The sequence below is a fragment of the Planctomycetota bacterium genome (assembly GCA_035574235.1).
Classification (GTDB): domain Bacteria; phylum Planctomycetota; class MHYJ01; order MHYJ01; family JACPRB01; genus DATLZA01.
On record DATLZA010000079.1, the window covers coordinates 32181 to 53230 of the forward strand.

A 21050-nucleotide genomic window follows, 5' to 3' on the forward strand; every position below is an offset into this window, starting at 1 on the left:
GCCGGGCGTACCCCGATGCGAGCGATGCGGCGCCCCGCCGGCCTGGCCGTTCTGCTGGCGGCGTGCTCGGCGCCTGCCGACCGCGCCGTCCCCGCCGACCGTCCGAACGTGCTTCTGGTGATCACCGACGACCAGGGGTACGGGGACGTCCGAATCCACGGCAACGACCGGATCCGCACGCCGAACTTGGACGCACTGGCCGCGCAGGGCGCCCGGTTCACGCGCTTCTACGTCTCCCCCGTCTGCTCGCCCACGCGCGCCGCCCTCTATACGGGCCGGTACAACTACCGCACGGGCGTCGTCGATACCTACCTGGGGCGATCGCTCATGCACCCCGACGAGGTCACCGTCGCGGAAATCCTGGGAGCCGCCGGCTACCGGACGGGTCTCTTCGGCAAATGGCACCTCGGGGATAACTTTCCTCTACGGGCCATGGACCAGGGATTCCAGGAAACGTTCGTTCTCAAGGGAGGCGGGATCGGCCAACCTTCCGATCCGCCCGGCGGAGATTCCTACTTCGATCCGACGCTTTACCGCAACGGCACGCCCGTCAAGACGCGGGGATACGTGACGGACGTCCTCACCGACGCCGCCCTGGAGTTCATCAGGGCCCCCTCCCCGTCTCCTTTCTTCGCCTGCGTCGCCTACAACGCCCCCCACACGCCGCTCGAGGTCCCGGAGACCCGCGTCGCCCCTTACCTGGCCCTGGGGCTCAAGCCCGAGACGGCCCGGGTCTACGCCATGGTGACCCACATCGATGAAAACGTGGGACGGCTCCTGGCGGAGCTCGAGTCCTCCGGGCGGGCGAAGAACACGCTGGTCGTCTTTCTCACGGACAACGGCCCGCAGCAGGACCGTTACAACGGCGGCTTGCGCGGCCGCAAGGGCTCGGTCTTCGAAGGCGGCATCCGCGTCCCCTGCTTCGTGCGCTGGCCGGCGCGCATCCGACCCGGATCGCTCGTGGATCGACCCGCCGCGCACATCGACCTCACCCCCACGATCCTTGACGCCTGCGGCCTCCCCCGGCCGGAGGAGACGGTGTTCGACGGCGAAAGCCTCCTGGCCGCCCTCGAGGGACGCGAACGCGAAGCTCCGGAACGCACGATCTTCGTTCAGTGGCACCGGGGAGACGTCCCCGAAAAGGGACGGTCCTGCGCGGCGATCACGTCGCGGTGGAAACTGGTGCGGACCGATCCCCACGCGCCGCCGCTCCTCTTCGACCTCCAGGCCGATCCCGGCGAGCGTTATGATCTCGCGGCGCGAAACCCGAACGAGGTGGAGCGCCTCTGGCGGCAGTACGAAACCTGGTTCGCCGAGGTCGGCGCCGCCCGTGGATACGCTCCCCCGCGCATCCGGGTGGGAAGTCCTCGCGAGAATCCCGTGCTCCTGACCCGCCAGGATTGGAGAGGGCCGCGCGCCGGCTGGGGGGCCGAGAACCTCGGACACTGGGAAATCGAGATCGACCGCCCCGGGACGTACGACATCCGCCTGCTCTTCCGGGCGCTCAAGGAGCCGGCCGTCGCGCGGGTTTCCGTCGCCGGCGCCGGCGCCGAAGTTCCCCTCGCCCCCGGGGCGACGGAATGCTCCTTCCGTCTGGATCTGCCCGCCGGCCCGGCGCGCCTGGAGCCGCACGTGGCGGCCGAAGGACGAGCGCGGGGCGTCGAATATGTCGAGATCCGCCGGCGGGAGTAGCGCTCACTGTTTCCGTTCCGGCTCCGGGTCCTTCTCCGGAACCCGGTAGAGCGTTCTCAAACGGTCCAGTTCCTTCTTCAGGTCCGCCACCGTCTCCGCATAGGCGGGGTCGGCGTAGACGTTGCGAAGTTCGTCCGGGTCCTTCTCGAGGTCGTAAAGCTCCCACTCGCCGAGCTGATAGAAGTGGATGAGCTTATGACGCTCCGTCCGCACGCCGTAATGTCGGGCCACGTGGTGCGGACCGGGAAATTCGTAGTAGTGATAGTAAAAGCTCCGGCGCCAGTCGGAAGGAGTCTCTCCGCGAAGAAGGGGCACCAGACTCCGCCCCTGCAGGTCCGCCGGCACGGGAACCCCCGCGGCCTCGAGGAAGGTGGGCGCGAAGTCCAGGTTCGAAACCATGTCGCGATTTTCCGAGCCGGGCCGCGCGACCCCCGGCCACCGCACCAGGAGGGGCACCCGCAGCGATTCCTCGTACATGAAGCGCTTGTCGAACCACCCGTGCTCCCCGAGGTACCAGCCGTTGTCCGAGGAGTAGACCACGATCGTTCGGGACGCCAGACCGCTTTCGTCCAGGTAGTCCAGCACCCGTCCGATGTTCTCGTCCATCGAGGCGACGCAACGCAGATAATCCTTTGCGTACCGCTGGTACTTCCAGCGCACCAGATCCTTTCCCTGAAGGCCGGCCCGCAGAAACGCCTCGTTCCGCGGTCCGTAGGCCGCATCCCAGGCGGCCTTCTGCTCGGACGTCAGATTCGGAGGCGGCTTCAGCTTGAGGTCCCGTTCGTTGAGATCGTCCGAAATCCTCATCTTCTGCTGCCGGGCGGCGGTCCCGCGTCCCGCATAATCGTCGAAAAGCGTCGGCGGCTCGGGAATCGTCGTGTCCTCGTAGAGATCGAGATGCCGGGGCGACGGCTCCCATTCCCGGTGGGGCGCCTTGTGCTGATACATGAGAAGAAACGGCTTGGAAGGATCCCGTCCCTTCTTCAGCCAGTCGAGCGCCAGATCCGTAATGAGGTCGGTGACGTACCCCTCGAGCCGCCGGATCCCCTGGGCGCTCTTGAGACGCGGGTTGTAATAGGTCCCCTGCCCGATGAGAACGTCCCAGTAATCGAATCCCGTGGGGTCCGTCTCCAGGTGCCACTTTCCCACGATCGCCGTCTGGTAGCCCGCCTTCCGCAGAAGCTTCGGGAAGGTCACCTGACTGCCGTCGAAACGGTCGCCGTTCTTCATGAAGCCGTTCAGGTGCCCGTACTTTCCCGTCAGAATCACCGCGCGGCTGGGCCCGCACAGGGCGTTGGTCACGAAGCAATTGCGGAAAAGCATCCCCTCCCGCGCCAGGCGGTCCAGCGCGGGCGTGCGGTTGACGCGCGATCCGTAGGCGCCCACGGACTGCACGCCGTGATCATCGCTGAAAATAAAGAGGATGTTCGGAGGGGCGGTCCGGTCCTGGGCGGGCGCAGAGGCCGCCGGCGCCCCGGAGCCCAGAAGAGCGATCCCGAAAACCGACGCGATGAAGCGCATGACGATCTCCCTGTTCGAAAGCGAAACGGGCTATTTCGTGCGTGCCGGGCGGGTCCCGGGCCAGCGTGGCGACTCGGTGCGCGCGGTCTTGAGATATTCCTCGATCCGGCTCACCACCTCCGGATGCCGCGCCGCCACGTCCTGCCGCTCTCCAACGTCGCTCTTCAGGTCGTACAGCTCCAGCGGGCGGCCCGGACCCAGGCGCACCGCCTTCCAGTCGCCCCACCGGACGGCCTGCTGGAAACCGCGCTCGTGAAACTCCCAGTAGAGGAATTCATGAGCGCGGGCGGGCTTGCCGAAAAGCGCCGGCGCCATCGAGACTCCGTCGATGCCTTCCGGCGGCTTCGCCCCCGCCAGCTCCGCGGCCGTCGGCAGAAAATCCCAGTGCGCCCAGACATGATCGCTCACGGCTCCCGCCGGAATCTTCCCGGGCCAGCGCACGATCATGGGAACGCGGATTCCTCCCTCGTAAAGGTCCCGCTTGATCCCGCGCAGCGGCCCGGCGCTGCCGAAGAATTCGGGATCGGCTCCCCCCTCCTTGTGCGGCCCGTTGTCGCTCGAGAAAAAGACGACCGTATCGCCGTCGATCCCGAGTTCCTTGAGGAGCGCCAGGAGACGGCCGACGTGACGGTCCATCCGCGCGATCATGGCCGCGAACGCGGCCTTCGGCGTCGCCTGCGAACGGTAGCCCCGCGCCGGATCCTCGTCCGCCTTTCGATTCACGAAGGGGGTCTCCGGAAACCGTCCGCGGAACGGTTCAAGCTCCTCTTCCGGGACCCGGATCTCGGCGTGCGGGACGGTCACCGCCCAGTAGAGGAAAAACGGCCGGGCGCGGTGCTTGCGGACGAATTCCAGCGCCGCGTCGGCCACGAGATCGTTGGCCCATGCTTGGGGATCGACGGTCACCCGCTCGGCGTCGCGGAAGAGGTGATCCGTATATTGCCGGTGGGGATGGCCGTGCGTAAGGAAGCCCAGGTGTTCGTCGAATCCCTGCCGGGACGGAAGGCCCTCGGTCCCTTCGCGCCCCAGCCCCCACTTCCCCATCACGCCCGTGGCATACCCCGCCGCCTTGAGGACCTCCGCGACCGTAACGTCCTCATCGCGCAGCGGAAAGTCGCCGTTGCCGCGGATCCAGGCGTGCCCCATGTGGTATCCGCACATCAGCGCGTACCGGGAGGGCGCGCAGACGGTGCTCCCGGCGTAATACTGAGTGAACCGGATGCCTTCCGCGGCCAGGCGGTCGATGTTCGGCGTCCGGAACTTCTGCTGCCCGTAGCAGGAGAGGTCGCCGTATCCGAGATCGTCGGCGTGAATGAAGATGATGTTCGGCTTGCGGCCCTGAGAAGGATCCGCGGAGCCCGATCCGGACAGCGCGGCGGCGGCCGCCGTGAGAACAAGAAGCGTACGCATGAACATTTCCCTCGCTTTCAGGCCCGAAGCACCAGTATAAACCGCTCCGGACGGTCCCGGTTGCGCCGCTCCGCCGGAATTCCGGCTCCCTATTTGAGCAACAGGAGGGCGACGGGCAGTTATATATAGTGTTCCCTTCGGTAAAACGGAGATCGCCATGCGCGCATCCGCACCTCTCGTCCGCCGCGCCGTGCTGCTGTCCGCGCTCACCCTGCTCGCCGGGACGGCCGACGCCCGGCCCCGGCAGGAACCGCCCAAGGGCGGCCCCTCGCCGGAAGAGGCGCTCAAGGCGCTGCGGGTCGCGCCGGGCCTGGAAGTGACCGTGTGGGCCCACGAACCCGGCGTCGTCAACCCCACCAACATGGACATCGACGAAAGGGGGCGCGTCTGGATCACGGAGGCCGCCAATTACCGCGGCTCCCGCCAAAGACCGGAAGGCGACCGTATCGTGATCCTCGAGGACACCGATCTCGACGGGCGGTGCGACCGATACAAGGTGTTCCTCCAGGATCCTTCTCTCTTCGCGCCCCTCGGCATCTGCGTCCTGGGAAACAAGGTTTACGTGGCCCAGTCCCCCAAGATGCTCGTCTATACGATCGATCCTTCGGGCGACCGCCCCGCCGGCCCCCCCGAGGTGCTTTTCGACGGCTTCGGCGGCGTCAACCACGACCACGGCCTTCACGCGATCATGTTCGGTCCGGACGGGCGTGTCTACTTCAACGCGGGCAACGACGGCTGCCACGGGGCCGTGGTGAAGAACGCCCGAGGGGAACCCATCGTGGACACCACGGGAAGCCACGTGGGCGGCAAGGGGACGCTCTGGAGGGGCGGTCCCCGCGGCCCCGGCCGCCGCTACGTGCAGGGCATGGCCTTCCGCTGCAATCCGGACGGGACGGGCTTCGAGACGCTCGGCCACAACTTCCGCAACAACTACGAGGTGGCGGCCGATTCGTTCGGCACCGCCTGGCAGTCCGACAACGACGATGACGGCAACGAGGGAGTGCGGATCAACTACGTCATGGAGGGAGGCGATTTCGGATACGTGGGGCTCAAGGGCACCAACTGGGGCCGCGACATGCCCGCCTATCCGGGTCAGTCGCGCCAGGAAGCCCACTGGCATCAGCGTGACCCCGGCACCGTTCCCAACCTTCTCATGACGGGCGGAGGCTCGCCCACCGGAATCCTCGTGTACGAGGGAGATCTCCTCCCCGAACCGTACCGGGGCAAGATCATTCACTGCGACGCCGGACCGAACGTCGTGCGCGTCTACACCCCGGCTCCGGCGGGCGCCGGATACCGCTGCGCGTCGGAAGACCTTCTCAAATCGTCCGACCGCTGGTTCCGCCCCGCGGATGTCGCCGTGGGCGTGGACGGCTCGCTCTTCGTGGCCGACTGGACCGATCCGGGCGTCGGCGGACACGCCACCGGAGACAAGCCTCTGGCCGTCATGAGCGGCCGCGTCTACCGGATCGCCCCCAAGGGACACAAACCCGTCGTCCCGAAGCTCGATCTTTCGACGACGGCGGGACAGATCGAGGCGCTCTGTTCCCCGAATCTGGCGCGCCGCTACCTGGGCTATCAGAAGCTGCTCGGAGGCGGTCCGGAGGCGCAATCGGCCCTGGCGAACCTCTTCCGCACGTCGGCCAACGTCCGATTCCGGGCGCGGGCGCTCTGGCTGCTGGCGCGCGGACCTCAGGGTCCCGAGTTCGTCCGCGAAGCCCTGAAGGATGCGGACGTGGACCTTCGAGTCACGGCGCTCCGGGCGGCCCGGCTCATCCGCATGGACATGCCGACCCTGGCGCGCGAAATGCTTTCGGACCCGCATCCCTTCGTCTGGCGCGAGATCTGCCTGGCCATGAACTACGAGCCTACGGAGAAATGCCTGGACGTCCTCGTGGCGCTCGGGGACAAGGTCACCCCCATGCCCCCGAACTTCCTCACGGAGCCGGCCCCGAACGTCCCGCGCGGTCCCGAGGGATTCCGGACGCTGGAGCTCTGGCGCCAGAACCGCTACGAATGGAAGTGGTATCTCGAGGCCTTTGGAATCGCCTGCACGGGACGCGAGAAGGAGGTCCTCGAGGCCTGGAAAGAGCGGGGCAAGAACAAGGATCCCAAGGTCGCCGAAACGATCGCCTGGAGGCTCAATCGGGAGGTCCCTGAGCCTCCCGCCAAAAAGTAAGGGTCATGATCCGACCGATCGTTGCCGTCATCGCCGTCTGGGTTTCCGCGATGGGTCCGCAGGGCGACGGCGCCGCGGAAGCTTCCGTAGCGGCCGCGCTTCGGACCGTCCAGGACCCTTCCGCCGCGCTGCCCGACCGCGAAGGCGCGGTGAAGGCGCTGGCACGCACGCGCGCGGGCGGCCTGGCGCTCCTTCGTCTCGAGGAGGAAGGGCGGCTCCCGGAGGAGCTTCGCGCGACCGCGCGCTTCGCGCTGGCGGCCTGCCCGGACGCGGAAGTCCGCGCCGCCGCCGACCGGCGCCTTCCGGTCCCCAAGACCAAGGAAGGAACCCCCCTTCCTCCGATCGCCGCGCTCGCCGCCCTCAAGGGCGACGCCGCCTCCGGAGCCCGCGTCTACCGGCGCGCCGAGGGTCCCAACTGCATCGCCTGCCACCCGATCGGCGACGAAGGACGCATGGTCGGACCTCCTCTGACGACCGTGGGCAACAAGCTCAGCCGGGAGCAGATGTTCGAGGCGATCCTGACCCCCAGCGCCGCCATCCTCATGGGCTACGAAAACTGGGCCGTGCGCACGACCGGCGGAGACATCAAGACGGGAATCAAGGTGGAAGAGACCGACGACCACATCACCCTCAAGGACGCTCAGGGCGAATTCATCGATATCCCGCTCGACCGGATTGCGGACCGCAAGATGCTCCGCCTGTCGATGATGCCGGAAAATCTGACCCAGTCGATGACCCTCCAGGAACTCGTGGATCTTGTGGAATATCTGACCCAGCAGCGGTAGGAGCGCGCACGATGAAGACCGCGGCGGTGGTGCTGGTGACGGCGGCGATGCCTCTGATGCAGGCCGAGGCGCCCCTGTTTGAGGAATCCTTCGACGGGAAGCTCTCGGACGGCTGGTCCTGGGTGCGGGAGGACGCCGCCGGCTGGAAGCTCGAGGGAGGGGCGCTCCGGATCTCCCCTCAGCCGGGAACCATCTGGTTCAAAACCAACAACGCCCGCAATCTCCTGGTGCGCACTCCGCCGGCGGCCGGCACCCCCGAAGCGCCGGTGGCGGTCGAGGTGGAAATCGATCACGCCCCCGCCGCCGAGGCCGAGCAGTCCGGCCTGCTTTTCTACGTGGACGACGCCAATTACCTCAAGCTCGTCTGCGAATCGCTCAAGGGAAAGACCCACATCGTCTTCGCCCGCGAGGCGAAAGGAATTCCCGCCCATCTTCCCACCCGCGAGGAACCGTCCCGCCCCGTGCGGCTGCGCCTGCTCTGGACGGGAACCCGGATCCGCGGCGAGTACCGACCGGCGGCGGGGACGGAATGGATCTCCGTGGGCGAATACGACAGCGTTCCCGGCGCCGCCCGGGTGGGACTCATGGCCTGCGGCGCGCCCGCGGGAACCGACCGCTGGGCTTCCTTCCGGGCCTTCCGCGTCGTCCGCGCCGCCCGCTGAGTTCCGCGCCGCCGCACGGTAACGCCCGGCCGTCTCGGGGTACAGATGTCCGGAAGTCTTCGGACGGTATGAAGCGGCGTTGCATGGCGGCGGTCCTGCTGGCGGGAGTCCCCGCGTTCGGAAGCGTCCGCCAGGAGACGGGAGCGGAGGTCCGCTCCGGCCTGGTGGCGGAGTTCTTCCGTCTGGGCCGCGAAGTGCAGGACTTCCCCGCCCTCGCCCCCGACCACAAACCCGCCGTGCGTCGCGTGGACCGCCAGATTAACTACTCCAGCACGTCGGGCAAGTTCGCCGACACGGATCTCGAAGACTACTTCTACGTCCGCTGGACCGGCCTCCTCCGCGTCCCGAAGGACGGCAAGTATACCTTCTACCTGGAATCCGACGACGGCTCCCGCCTCTGGATCGACGGCCGGCCCGTGGTCGAAAACGGCGGCCTTCATCCCATGGAGGAGAAGAGCGGCGAGATGACCCTCAAGGCCGGCGAGTACGAAATCAAGGTGGAATTCTTCGAGAATATGGGGGAAGCGGGTTGCCGGGTTTCCTGGGAAGCCGAGGGGATCGCCAAGGAGCCCATCCCCGAGACGGCGCTCCTTCACCGGAGGGACAAAGAGATCGACAAGTAGCCGGCCGCCGAAAAATCACCGCATAGGTTACCTCCGCACGGCAAGACGCGAAAGCGTCTTGCTTTCGTTATCGGACCCGTTCGCTCAAAGCTCCCGCGCCGGCGGGCGCCGCAGCCGCGCGACTTCCTCCGCGCCCGGCCGTCCGCGCCCCTCGAAGAGGCTTCCTCCGAAGAAGCCGTCCAGCTCCCCCGTCCCCGTCCAAAGCTCCGTGAAGTCCCGAAGCGTTCTCAAAGGTTCCGTGTGCGCCAGGACGAGCGCATCCCCCCGCCCCTCGCGCGCCGCGCGCGCGACCTCCCGCACCCGCCGCGAAAATTCTTCCGCGGAGCAGTTCCCCGGACCCGCGTGCACGACGAGCACCCGGGCCCCCGCGCGCGCCATCGCCCGCGCCTCGTCGGGTCCGAAGACGCACGCCGCCGCCCAGAGCCCCGCCGCGCCCGCGCCCCGGACCGCTTCCACCTCCCGTTCGTACCCCAGCCGCGCCTCCTCCAGGGCGGCGCGGAACGAGCCGTCGATCATCCCCACGCTCGGCCAGTTCATCAGACCCGCATATCCGGCGCGGCGGATCTCCTCGAGAAACCGGCCCATCAGGCGCAGCGGATCCGTTCCGCAAATCCCCGCCAGGACCGGGACGCCGCGGGGCTCGGCGAAGAACTGCGCCGCCGCCTGAAGAACCCGGGCGTTCGCGTCCGCAAACGGAAGCAGTCCCGCCGCTCCGTCGGACCCCGGCCCGCAGGCGACCAGAAAATCAACGCCCGCCTTCTCGAGCGCCCGGGCCGCCGCGGATTCCGAAACCGCCGCGCCGAGCACCGGAACGCCCTCGGAAGCCGCCCGGCGGCGCCAGGCGGCCGAGAGCTCCTCGATCGCCGGGTTCATCAGGGCTCCTGGAACGCTTCCATCGCGCGGTACAGCGCTTCGCGCGCCCGCTCCGCTTCCTCTTCGGCCCGGCGGAGCCGCGCGCGCGCTTCCTCAAGCTCGGCGCTCCGGCGCGCGCGTTCCTGGGGAACCGGCGGCACGTCCGAGGAAAGACGTTCCACCTCGCGCCGCGCCTCCTCCGCCCGGCGTCGCGCCCACTCCACTTCCTCGACCGCCTTGGCCAGCCGCTCCGCGCGCGCCCGCTCCTGGGCCAGCGCCATCCCCAGCCGCGCGCGCTCCTGGCCCGGGGCGCGCTCGAGAATCGCCCGGTACACCTCGGCCGCCTCGGCGTAGCGCCCCTCGGACAGCAGCCGCGCCGCCCGCGCCAGCTCCCGCTCCGCCGCCGACGGCTGCGTCGCAAGAAAGATCCCCCCCACGAGCGCCGCCAGAGCCGCGCCGCCCGCCGCGGCCAGCGCCCACACCGGCACCTTGCGGCGGCCGAAGGCGACGACCTTCACCTCCTCCCCCTTGAGCCAGCGGGAAAGGTCGTCCGCCAGCGCTTTCGCCGTCGGATACCGCTCCGCGGGCTTCTTGGCCAGCGCCTTGAGACAGATGGATTCCAGCGTCCGGTCCGGAAGCGCAACGCCCCGGGCCCGCGCCAGATTCGAAGGCGGCGCGACCTCCTCCGACACCACCTTGGTCAGGATCTCGATCGGGGAATCACCGCGAAACGGAGGCCGCCCGGCGAGAAACTCGTAAAGAATCGCCCCCAGCGAATAGACGTCCGCCCGGCGATCGACCTGCTTTTCGCCCAGCGCCTGCTCGGGGCTCATGTACTGAGGGGTCCCCACCACCCGGTCGGAAAGCGTGATCGCCGGCCCGGGCGTCGCCCCGCCGGGGCGCCGGGTCTCCTTGGCCAGGCCGAAATCGGTCACGTACGGAGTCTGATTCGCGTCCACCAGAATGTTGGCCGGCTTGAGGTCCCGGTGGAGGACCCCCTCCTGGTGCGCGTGGTGCAGGGCCAGCGCGACGTCTCTCAGGATTTTCACGAGCTGGCGCAGGGGCAGACCGCCCTTTCCCAGGAGATCCGACAGCGGCCGGCCGTTGACGAACTGCATGGCGATGTAAGGGCGGCCTTCCAGAACTCCGGCTTCGTACACGGTCACGATGTTCGGATGGCGGAGCTTGGCGGCGAGCTGGGCCTCGCGCACGAAACGCTCCTCCTCCGGCGAAGGCGGCTGCCCCTGGGGAGCCCGCTCGGCGAGCATCAGCTTCAAGGCCACCCGGCGGTTCAGCTGAAGATCGAGCGCCTCATAGACCACCCCCATGCCGCCCTTGCCGGCGTGGCGGACGAGCAGATACTTGCCCAGCCGTTCCGCCAGGCCGGGAACCAGTTCCTGCGTGTCGGTGTTGCCCGGGCCGGATTCATCCGGCCAAGGCTCGTCGCCCGCTTCCGGAGAGAGCTTCTCCAGGGAACCGGAGCACGAGGGACATGAGGAAAGACCCGCGAGATTCGTCCGCTTCCCGCAGGCCACGCAGGCCAGCACCGTCCTGGCGAGGACCCGCGTCGCGTGCCGAAGCGCTTCTTCGCCGACGTACTTCTTCCCGCGCAGGAGGTCCGCCAGCCGGGGAACCGGCCCCGCGCCGTTCCCCTCGAGCGCCTCGTCCCGAAGCCGGCGGCACTCCTCGATCTGCGACGGCAACACCTTGCAGCGTTCCACGAGAAGCTTCCCGAGCGCCTCGTCCTCCTGCAGGAGGATCTCCTCCTCCACGGCGCGGACCTCCAGCTCCTCCGTCAGGCGGGCCAGCGTATCGGCCCCCAGGGCGCCCTTCTCGACGAGAATCGCGCCCAGCGCGCGCGGACGTTTGCGTCCGCGCGTCACGCTCTGCGCCTGCTCGCTCAAGGCGTCGCGCACGAGATCCCGGCCGACGAGCGACCGGTCCAGCAGCGCCTTGGCCAGGAGGATATCCACCCGGCTCTGGATCCGTTCGGAAGAGAAAGTCATGGCCGGAGAGACCCCCGCGAGGGAGCCTTCCTGGTTCGTCTTTCTTAAACTATATCCCGCCGCTCGAAATTCGGGCCGTTTCTTGTTCGCGCGCCCCCGCGGCCGTAGGGTATATTAGGCGGAACCGGGAGCGGGATCGGACACGATTCGGAACCCTTTCGCGAGAACCCCATGTCCTTCCCCCGCATCGCGTGCGCCCTGGCGGCGGCGATCCTCGCCGCCCCGGTCTGGGCCGACACCGGCGACCCTCAGGTCAAAACCGATCACCCCTGGTACCCGGGAGAGCTTTCCTGCTCCCGCTTCGAACGCCTCTTCGCCACCCAGGCGGAGCTCTACCGGAAGGTGACCGGTCGCGGAGTCTCCACCGACGAGGACAAGGCCCTCGCATCCTGGCTCTGGCGCAACACACATTACTGGCACGGCGAAGAGGGCGCTGAAAACCTCTGGGATAAGGGCTTCACGGAGGGGGACCTCCGGACGCGCGACTACTGGACGGGCCTTTTCGCCCACGGATTCGGCCTGTGCGGCACCACCCACTCCCAGTGGAGCGCGGAGATGCAGGATCTCCTCGGCCACGTCCGCGGCCGCGCCGTCGGCGTCGAAGGACACAACTCCTTCGAGGTCTTCCTCACCGGCGGTCCCTATAAGACAGGGAAATGGGTCCTCCTCGATCACGACATCTCCACGGTGATCTTCGACGAAAAGGGAGAGGCGCTTCTTTCGATCGCCGAAGTCATGCGCGACGTGAATCGCTTCGGCGATCGCGGCTTCCGTCCCGAACGCCAGCGCGGGTGGCTCGTCGCCGGCCTGCATCCACAGGACGCCAAGGGCGTCTACACGCGCTTCACGACGGCCGAATATCTTTCCGGGTACGCGGGGCCGCCGCCCCTGGTGCGCCTCCGCCGCGGCGAAACCTTCCGGCGGTATCTCCAGCCGGGCCTGGAGGACGGAAAGACCTTCGTCTTCTGGGGCCGCAACTACAACGCCGGCGGGATTCCCGGACCCGAGCGGCCGCTCACCTGGGTCAACCAGCCGGAGCTCATGTACGGCTCGAAGAGCGGCTCTCCCTACCGCGTGGGCCAGGCCCGTTTCGCCAACGCCGTTTATACCTACCGGCCCGATTTCGCCGGGGGCGACTACAAGGAGGGCGTCGTCGACGAGGGCGAGGGACACGTCATCTTCGAGTTCGTGTCCCCCTACATCATCGGAGCCACGCCCCCCGGACCCGGCGCGTGGGACATCTACTCCCCCGGAGGACGAAACGGCCTCGTCCTGCGCGGACGCGCCTCGTGCCCCGTGGACGTGTCCGTGGACCTGGGCCGGACCTGGAAATCCGCGGGAACCTTGCGGGACAGCATGGACCTGACCGACTTCGTCAAGGGCTATCGGCAGTATCTTCTTCGGCTGGGCGCCTCCGCCCGGACCCTGGCCGGATCGGACCTTACGATCACGACCGTCTGTCAGGCGAACTCCTCGGTCATGCCCCGGCTCAAGGATGGAGGCACCCGCGTGACGTTCGAATCGTCCGGCCGCGGCCTCGCGTCCGTCGGTCCCACGGTGGCCCAGGCGCGCGCCCGGCTCGTCGAGGGGTCCTTCCCCTCCCCGCGCGTGACGCTGGAGGTTTCCGCGCCGCGCGGCGAGCCGATCCTCCGGATCCATGCCGCGGCCCACGTGGCCTCGGGGAATCCGCCGGACCCGCGCGTGGCCTACGCGATCGAATACTCGACCGACGGGGGACGGGACTGGAAGCCCGTCGTTCGCGACTGGAAGATCGAGCGCCGCGGAGAGGAACCGAAGGATTTCTGGTCCCAGAGCCTCTGCTGGGGCTCCGCGGATCTTCCCGCCGGAGGAGCCCGCTCGGTCCTCGTGCGTTTCCACAACACGGGCGGCCGCGCTTACCTGCGGGCCGAGGCGCATGCGGTCTACGCGGCCGGAAGAGACGCGACCCGCGTGACGTTCGACTGGACGGACCACGAGGGTCCCCGCCGCGCGTCGCACGTTTTCGCCCCGGGCGGGCCGCACGTCTGGGACCTCCCCACCGGACAAAACGTGGTCACGCGCTGGGTCGAGTTCGAACCGGTTCCGTCCCGATGAGGTGATCCATGACCTGGCGTCTGATCCTTCTTCTTCTGGTCCCGGCGGCGCAGGATCCGGACCGCGAGATCCGGCGGGAACTCGCCGCGCGCGCCGCCGCGCTCGAACGGGAGTTCCTGCCGGGCGTCAAGTCGGCGGAGGACTTCGAGCGCCTCCGCCCTGCCTTGCGGGATGCCTACTTCGACATGCTCGGGCTGCGTCCCCTCCCGGAGCGCACACCCCTGGAACCCCGCATCACCGGACGCGTGGACGCGGAAGGCTACACGATCGAAAAGCTCCACTTCCAGAGCCGGCCCGGCCTTTACGTGACCGGCAATCTCTATCTGCCCCGTCCGGCTTCGGGACGCCACCCGGCCATCCTCTACCTCTGCGGCCACAGCAACCGGGGGCGCGACGGAAACAAGGCCGCCTACCAGGACCACGGAATCTGGTTCGCGCTCCACGGATACGTCTGCCTGACGCTCGACACGCTCCAGCTGGGCGAAGTGGCCGGAATCCACCACGGAACCTACCGCGAAGGCCGCTGGTGGTGGCATTCCGCGGGCTACACCCCGGCCGGCGTTGAATGCTGGAACGGGATCCGGGGCCTCGATTACCTCGTCTCGCGTCCGGAGGTGGATCCCACCCGGATCGGGGTCACCGGAATCTCCGGGGGCGGGGCGGCGACCTTCTGGATCTCCGCCGCCGACGAGCGCGTCCGCGCGGCCGCGCCCGTGAGCGGCATGGCCGACCTCGTCTACTACGTGGGCGAAGACGGCGTCAACGGCCACTGCGACTGCATGTTCCTCTACAACACCGCCCGCTGGAACTGGACCACGATCGCGGCGCTCATTTCTCCGCGACCGCTGCTTTTCGCCAATTCGGATCAGGACCCCATCTTCCCGATGAGCGCCAACGAGCGGGTCATCAACCGGCTCGAAACGCTCTATGCGCGCTTCGGCGCCGGGGACCGCGTGGAGGCGGTCGTCAGCATCGGCGGCCACGCCTACCGGCGGGACCTCCGGCGGGCGATCTTCGAGTTCTTCAACCGGCACCTGAAGCAGGACGCCCGTCCCGTCGAGGATCCCGATGCGGGGTTCGGTCCCGACGGCAAGCACCGCCACGCGGGCCGGGAGCTGCGCGTCTTCCCCGAGGATTCGGATCTGCCCAGGGACTCCCTCAACGCGCGCGCGGACGAAATCTTCCCCGTTCTTTCCCGTCCCGAGGCGCCGGCGCCCGGAGGGTTCGAGCCGTGGAGGGCGCGCCTGGTGAGCGAGATTCGGAAACGCGTCTTCGCGGGCCTTCCGGAAGATCCCGCCCCCGGTCGGATCCCCGGCGCCCCCGGAGTGGGCCCCTCCGTCGCGGACCTTCCGGGCGCCGCGAGCGCGCCGCCCTGGATGGTGGTTCTTAATCCCGATGAACCGGCGGGCGAGCTCCCCTCCTGGGCCCGCCCCCTCGTCGGAGGCGCCGCCGCGCGGGTGGTGGCTCCGCGACGCGGCTGGACGCGGAAGAATCCGCCCAACACCGTCGAGCGAAGCTACGTGCTCCTGGGCACGACGGTGGACGCCGAACGGGTCTGGGACGTGCGCGCCGCCCTGCGCGCCGACGGCCGTTCCTGGCGCCTGGCCGGGCGCGGGCCGGCGGGAATCCTGGCCGCGTACGCCGCGCTTCTCGAGCCGGAGCGCGCGGCGGCCGTCACGCTCGTCGAACCTCCCGCCTCGCATCGCGAGGGACCGCACTTCCTCGGGGTCCTGCGGGCACTCGACATCCCGGACGCCCTGGGCGCCCTGGCGCCCCGTCCTCTGACTCTGGCGGGCGCGCGGGATCCCGCCTTCGACCGCACGCTCGAAATCTATCGTGCCGCCGGAGCGGAGGACCGGATCGAGCGGAGATGAATCGAACCCTTGCGGTCGTGGCGGTCCTCTGGGCGGGTTGCGCCGCGCCGCCCGCTCCGGGCGGACGCGCGACGGTCTCGGGCCGGGTCGTCGGCCCCCACGGCCCGATCCCCAACGCCTTCGTCTACGTCAAGAAAGGGCTGGAGGGACTCCGCTTCGCCCCTCCCTCGGAGCCCGTGATTGTCGACCAGCGCGGCCTGGAATTCGTCCCCCGGGTCCTCGGAGTCCGCGTCGGCCAGCCCCTGCGGATCACGTCCTCGGATGATACGATTCACAACGTCCACAGCGACACGCTGGAGAACGAGGGGTTCAACGTGAATCTCCTCCGGGACGAAAGCGTCGTCCGCGTGTTCCGCCGGCCGGAGATCATGATCGTCCTCAAGTGCGACTATCACGCCCACATGCGCGCCTATGTCGGCGTGGTCGAGCATCCCTACTTCGCGGTCACGGGCTCCGACGGGCGTTTTCTTTTCTCCGACCTTCCCGCGGGAAGCTACACGCTGGCGGCGTGGGTCGAGGAGTCCGGAGTTCGCGAGCTCGAGCTTCAGGCGGATCCCGGCACGCTCCGGGAAATCACCCTCCACTTCTGATCCCCTCCGCCGTATAAAGAATGCGGAATCTTTCCGGGAGGGGATCCGGCCATGCGGAGCGGGCTTTTGGCGCTCGCCCTTTCGGCGCTCGCCGCGCCGGCGCGGGCGGACGAGGAATCGTGGGCGGACCGGTTCGAGGATCTGGCGCGCCGCTATTATGCGTCCGAAGCCGACCGACCGGAGACCGTGCGGCAGTTGTCCGAAACCCTCGACCGGGCGTTCGCCCGGGCGCGCGAATCGGCGAAGGCGGCGCACCTCCTGGAGGATCTTCTCGAAAGCCAAAAGCGGCTATTCGACGCCGACAAGTCGCTTCAGGCCCGCCTCCGGGAGGCGCACGCGGTTCTTTTCTCCTGGAAGCTCAAACAGGCTACGGGTCCCGGGCTTCTCGAAGACCTGCGCCGGTGGTGCGTTCAGAAAAAGCTCGAGGAGGAACGCCGGAAGGTGCAGGCGATTCTGGACCGCCTCCGGCCGCCGGCCAAGCCGGCCCCGGATGCTCCGCGGCGGGCGCAGTTGCGCGAGCAGCGGCAGACCGCCCGGCGTACCGTGGACGAGTTCCTCGCCCAGCGCGTGCGCAGCGCCTCCGCCGAGATCCGCAAGATCGTCGACTGGATGCGCCAGGAGAAGTACGCGCCCCCTGAAGCCCGGACACGGCTCAAGGACCTCGCGCGCCGGCTCCTGGGCCCCGAGGGGCCGGGGACCGCGGACCTCGCGGCCGCCCTCGACGCCCTGGAGCACTCGGCCGAGACCCAAGGGGACGCCCGGCGGTTCGAGTCCCGCCTCGAGCAGCTCGTCAAGCCCCTGGCGGACCGCCTCCTGGCGGCGGTGGACAAATGCCTGGCCGCACGGGAACCCGGCCTGGGCTTCGATCTGTTCCAGTATCTGATCCGGGTGGATCCGGAGAATGCGCGGGCGCGCAAGGCGCTCGGACAGGTGAAGGTGCAGGACCGGTGGCTGCGCCCGTACGACGCCGAACAGTTCCGCGCCGGCTGGGTCTGGGACGACCGCTGGGGGTGGATCCTCGCCCGGGAGCGCGCCCGCTACGAACGGGGTGAATATTTCGACCCCGAGTTCCGGCGCTGGGATGCGATCGCCTCCTGGAACCGGCTGCACGCCGAAGCCTCCACGCCCTGGAGGCTCAAGAGCGAGCACTTCGAGCTCGTCTCCACCGCGGATCTCGAGCTTTCCGTCAAGGTCCTCAAGCGCCTGGAGGATTTTTTCCTGCAGGCGTTCGGGGAGTACGACGTCTTCTTCGCCAAGCCGGGATCCACGCGCGGCGCGGACCTCATCTTCGGCGTCGCGCCCGTCTCCAAGCGACTTGTGGTCCACTTCTATCGCGACGAGGCGCAGTTTAAGAGGTTCGCTTCTCCCCCCACGAACTGGGCGGCCGGCTTTTACTCCGGAAGCACCGGCGCTTCGTACTTCTACGCGGACGGCGGCGATTTCGACGCCACCGTGCTCCAGCACGAGCTGACGCACCAGATCCTGGGCGAGTTCTCGGAAGGAGGCGCCCCCGCCTGGCTGGCCGAAGGAGCGGCCGTCTACCTGGAGGACGCCTTCTTTCAGGACGGGGTCATGACTCTGGGGGCCTTCGAAAACCACCGCAGAGTCGTCGAATACACGAAACACGTCCGCGCCGGTCGGCCCGAGCACTCCTTTCGAAGAATGCTCGAGTTCGTGACCGGCCGGGACTGGGATCAGGGTAATATCGCGCAGAACTACCGGGGCGCCGGCGCGGCCGTCTATTTTCTCATGACCTTCGACGGAGGACGCTACCGCGGAGACTTCATCGACTTTCTCCGCGACACCTACCAGCGCGCCGGGCGGCCCCTCGAAGACTACTTTGGACTCTCTATCGAAAGCCTCGACTTTCTCATGGATCGGTTCTACCGGGAGTGCACTCCGTAGTCCCGCCCGAACGGCGCCCACCCCTGGACCGCCACCGGATTCGCATCCTGCCAATCAAACGGCGGTTACGGCCGATTCGTAACACCTTGATCCGTAAGCTCTCTCGGCAGCCCGGCCGTGAGAGCGGTGCATTGGAGCGGGCGCATGGAAGGGATCGGTGTATGGGTAGAGGCATTCGGGCGGTCTTGCCCTTTCTTTTCGGCGGAATCCTGAACGCTGCGGCGGACGAAGCTCCGCCGGCGCGAACTCATGCCTTCGCCCCTTCGGAGGAGGCGATCCTCAACCCCGAACGGGGCTTCTATTACTGGGTCGATCTTGTCCACGGCCGCGACTTTCGCTTCCTGCGGGCCAACGGGGACACCTTGGGATTCGCCTCGGTTTCCCTGGCGGCCTATCGGACCTCCCCCATCGATTCCGCCTTCCTGGCGAAGCTCTGGGCCGGATTCGACGCGGCTCGCGCCTCGGGAATCAAGGTCATCCTCCGGTTCAAATACAGCGAGCGGCCGGGGGATCCGGACGCGCCCAAGGAGTGGATCCTCCAGCACATCCGCCAGCTCGCTCCTCTCCTTCAGGCTCACTCCGACGTCATCGCCGTCCTCCAGGCGGGGTTCATCGGCGCGTGGGGAGAATGGCACAGTTCCAGTTACGGCCTCACCAATCCGGCCGACGAGAACGACATCCTGCGCGCGCTCCTGGCCGTCTTCCCGCGCGAGCGGGCCATCCAGGTCCGTAAACCCATTCACAAACAGCAGGCCCTGGGATTCGCGCCCCTCGATCCGGCGGAGGCTTTTTCCGGATCCGACCGCGCGCGCGTGGGCCACCACAACGACGCCTTCCTCTCCAACGAAAACGACGGCGGGACCTATCCCACTCCCGCGGAGCCCCACAAGGAGTGGGTCGCCGCGGAGAGCCGTTTCGTCCCCGTGGGCGGAGAATGCAACCGCCTGAACGCCCCCCTGACCGACGGCCCTCACGCGGACGGACACATGACCCGCTTCCGCTTCTCCTTCCTGAGCCGCCAATACCAGCGCTCCGTCATCGAAACCTGGCAGCGCACCGGATGGCTGGAGGTCTTCCGGCGCAAACTCGGATACCGCATCCGGCTCCTGGAGGCCTCCTGGCCCGACGCGGTCCGGCCCGGCGGCATCCTCGAGTTCTCCGCGCGCGTCCGCAACGACGGCTACGCTCCCCCCTTCAACCGCCGCCCTGTCTATCTGGTCCTGGCCGGCGACACGGCGTGGCACGCCTGCCGGCTATGGTGGGTGGATGTGCGCCATTGGGACGGCGGCGGACGCGAGGCGTTCTTCACGGCCCGCTTGCGCGTCCCCGCCGGCGTGCCGCCGGGCCGGTATCGCCTGAGCCTGTGGATGCCGGACGCCGCGCTCAGCCTCCAGTACCGTCCCGAGTACGCCCTCCGGCTGGCCAACGCGGGCCTCTGGGACCCCGCCTCCGGATACAACGTCCTGACGCGGGACCTCCTCGTGGATCCCTCCGCTCCCGGGGGCGCCGATCCGGCCGCCGCGAGATTCGCCGAAGCGCCGTGACGAAAATCGTGCCCTGAAACGTTCCCCGACCGTAGAGTAGGAGGACCGGAGCGGGACCGAACGATTCCGGAGAAGCCTCGATTCATGCGCGCTCGGCGTTCCCCCCTTCTCCTCCTCGCGCTGGCCGGATCCGCCGCGGCGGTCCAGGACCTCTCGCCCGAGGAATCCGTCCGCCGCATGAGGGTTCCCGAAGGCTTCGAGGTCACCCTCACGGCGTCGGAACCCCAGATCCGCCAGCCGGTCACGATGAGCTTCGACGATCGCGGGCGAATCTGGGTCCTTCAGTACCTCCAGTACCCGACCCCCGCGGGGCTCAAACCCGTCCGGGTGGACGAGTATCTGCGCACCGTGTATGACCGCGTCCCCGAGCCGCCTCCCCGAGGCCCCCGCGGCGCCGACCGGATCACGATCCTTGAAGACCGCAACGGCGACGGCTTCTACGAAACGGCCAAGGATTTCGTCACGGGCCTCAACCTCGCCAGCGGCCTGTGCCTGGGACGCGGCGGCGTCTTCGTCGCCCAGCCGCCGTACCTTCTCTTCTACCCGGACCGCGACGGCGACGACGTGCCCGACGCCGATCCCGAGGTCCTCCTCGAAGGGTTCGGCATGGAGGACGCTCACGCCTTCGCCAACTCCCTGCAGTGGGGACCCGACGGATGGCTCTACGGCGCCCACGGCAGCACCGTGACCGCCCGCATCCGCGGCATCGAGTTCCAGCAGGGCATCTGGCGCTACCACCCCGTCACGAAAGAGTTCGAGCTGTATGCCGAGGGCGGCGGGAATACCTGGGGACTGGACTTCGACCGGCACGGCCACGCCCTCGCGGGGACCAACTGGTCCTCTTTCGCCTGCCTCCATCAGGTCCAGGGCGGCTATTACATCAAAGGCTTCGCCAAGCACGGCCCGCTCCACAACCCCTATGCGTTCGGCTATTTCGACCACGTCCCCTATGCGGGCTTCAAAGGAGGCCACGTCACCTGCGGCGGCGTTCTCTACCTCGGAGGCGCCTTCCCGCCCGCTTTCCACGACACCTACATCGCCGCCAACCCCCTCTCCAACGCCGTCCACTGGCATCTCCTGGAACGCAAAGGATCGAGCTTCACCGCCCGTCACGGCGGCGAGCTTCTCGTCAGCGACGACCCCTGGTTCCGCCCGATCGACTGCCTCGTGGGACCCGACGGCGCGCTCTATGTCGTGGACTGGTACGACGCGCGCCTCAACCACGTGGACCCCCGCGACACGTGGGACCGGCGCAACGGGCGCATCTACCGGGTCGCTCCCCGCGGCCTCCCGAAGCCGGCCCCGCCGCTTCA

At 68.3% G+C, this 21050-nt stretch carries 15 protein-coding genes; 11 read left to right on the top strand and 4 right to left on the bottom strand.

What is annotated here, in order from left to right; genetic code table 11:
* Window positions 1-24 precede the first annotated feature (24 nt).
* Entirely contained in the window at window positions 25-1692 is a 1668-nt protein-coding gene (locus VNO22_07120) for an arylsulfatase (protein ID HXG61124.1), read from the top strand.
* Window positions 1693-1695: 3 nt separating this feature from the next.
* On the opposite strand, the gene VNO22_07125 is transcribed toward VNO22_07120, so the two are convergent.
* Both VNO22_07125 and VNO22_07130 read right to left on the bottom strand, forming a co-directional pair.
* Complete coding sequence (locus VNO22_07125) at window positions 1696-3213, bottom strand: sulfatase (protein HXG61125.1); 1518 nt, start codon at window positions 3211-3213, stop codon at window positions 1696-1698.
* Between the two features lie 30 nt (window positions 3214-3243).
* Window positions 3244-4623: an arylsulfatase gene (locus VNO22_07130; GenBank protein ID HXG61126.1), complete on the bottom strand. Its 1380-nt coding sequence runs from the start codon at window positions 4621-4623 to the stop codon at window positions 3244-3246.
* 157 nt (window positions 4624-4780) lie between these two features.
* On the opposite strand from VNO22_07130, the gene VNO22_07135 reads away from it, so the two are divergent.
* From VNO22_07135 to VNO22_07150, 4 genes are all read left to right on the top strand, one after another.
* Window positions 4781-6802 (top strand): PVC-type heme-binding CxxCH protein, encoded by a 2022-nt coding sequence (locus VNO22_07135; protein HXG61127.1) that lies wholly within the window; start codon window positions 4781-4783, stop codon window positions 6800-6802.
* A 5-nt stretch (window positions 6803-6807) separates the two neighbouring features.
* Window positions 6808-7587 carry a hypothetical protein gene (locus VNO22_07140; protein HXG61128.1) on the top strand — a complete coding sequence of 260 codons (780 nt, stop codon included), beginning with the start codon at window positions 6808-6810 and terminating at the stop codon, window positions 7585-7587.
* 11 nt (window positions 7588-7598) lie between these two features.
* The gene (locus VNO22_07145) at window positions 7599-8249 is read left to right on the top strand and encodes a DUF1349 domain-containing protein (GenBank protein ID HXG61129.1); all 651 of its coding nucleotides are present in this window, start codon (window positions 7599-7601) and stop codon (window positions 8247-8249) included.
* A gap of 83 nt (window positions 8250-8332) precedes the next feature.
* A complete protein-coding gene (locus VNO22_07150) occupies window positions 8333-8872 on the top strand; it encodes a PA14 domain-containing protein (protein ID HXG61130.1) in 540 nt (179 codons plus the stop codon).
* Window positions 8873-8956: 84 nt separating this feature from the next.
* On the opposite strand, the gene VNO22_07155 is transcribed toward VNO22_07150, so the two are convergent.
* Window positions 8957-9745, bottom strand: coding sequence for a phosphoenolpyruvate hydrolase family protein (locus VNO22_07155; protein ID HXG61131.1), 789 nt, complete (start codon window positions 9743-9745; stop codon window positions 8957-8959).
* Window positions 9745-11730 carry a serine/threonine-protein kinase gene (locus tag VNO22_07160; protein HXG61132.1) on the bottom strand — a complete coding sequence of 662 codons (1986 nt, stop codon included), beginning with the start codon at window positions 11728-11730 and terminating at the stop codon, window positions 9745-9747. The genes VNO22_07155 and VNO22_07160 overlap by 1 nt, the downstream gene beginning before the upstream one ends.
* A gap of 171 nt (window positions 11731-11901) precedes the next feature.
* On the opposite strand from VNO22_07160, the gene VNO22_07165 reads away from it, so the two are divergent.
* The 6 genes from VNO22_07165 to VNO22_07190 form a co-directional block, all read left to right on the top strand.
* A complete protein-coding gene (locus VNO22_07165; protein ID HXG61133.1) occupies window positions 11902-13824 on the top strand; it encodes a hypothetical protein in 1923 nt (640 codons plus the stop codon).
* Between the two features lie 8 nt (window positions 13825-13832).
* Window positions 13833-15698: a prolyl oligopeptidase family serine peptidase gene (locus VNO22_07170; GenBank protein HXG61134.1), complete on the top strand. Its 1866-nt coding sequence runs from the start codon at window positions 13833-13835 to the stop codon at window positions 15696-15698.
* Complete coding sequence (locus VNO22_07175) at window positions 15695-16288, top strand: carboxypeptidase regulatory-like domain-containing protein (protein HXG61135.1); 594 nt, start codon at window positions 15695-15697, stop codon at window positions 16286-16288. The genes VNO22_07170 and VNO22_07175 overlap by 4 nt, the downstream gene beginning before the upstream one ends.
* A gap of 51 nt (window positions 16289-16339) precedes the next feature.
* The gene (locus tag VNO22_07180) at window positions 16340-18193 is read left to right on the top strand and encodes a hypothetical protein (GenBank protein ID HXG61136.1); all 1854 of its coding nucleotides are present in this window, start codon (window positions 16340-16342) and stop codon (window positions 18191-18193) included.
* A gap of 161 nt (window positions 18194-18354) precedes the next feature.
* Complete coding sequence (locus VNO22_07185) at window positions 18355-19737, top strand: DUF4832 domain-containing protein (protein HXG61137.1); 1383 nt, start codon at window positions 18355-18357, stop codon at window positions 19735-19737.
* 84 nt (window positions 19738-19821) lie between these two features.
* The coding region (locus VNO22_07190) for a PVC-type heme-binding CxxCH protein (GenBank protein HXG61138.1) at window positions 19822-21050 on the top strand (1229 nt) is incomplete at its 3' end.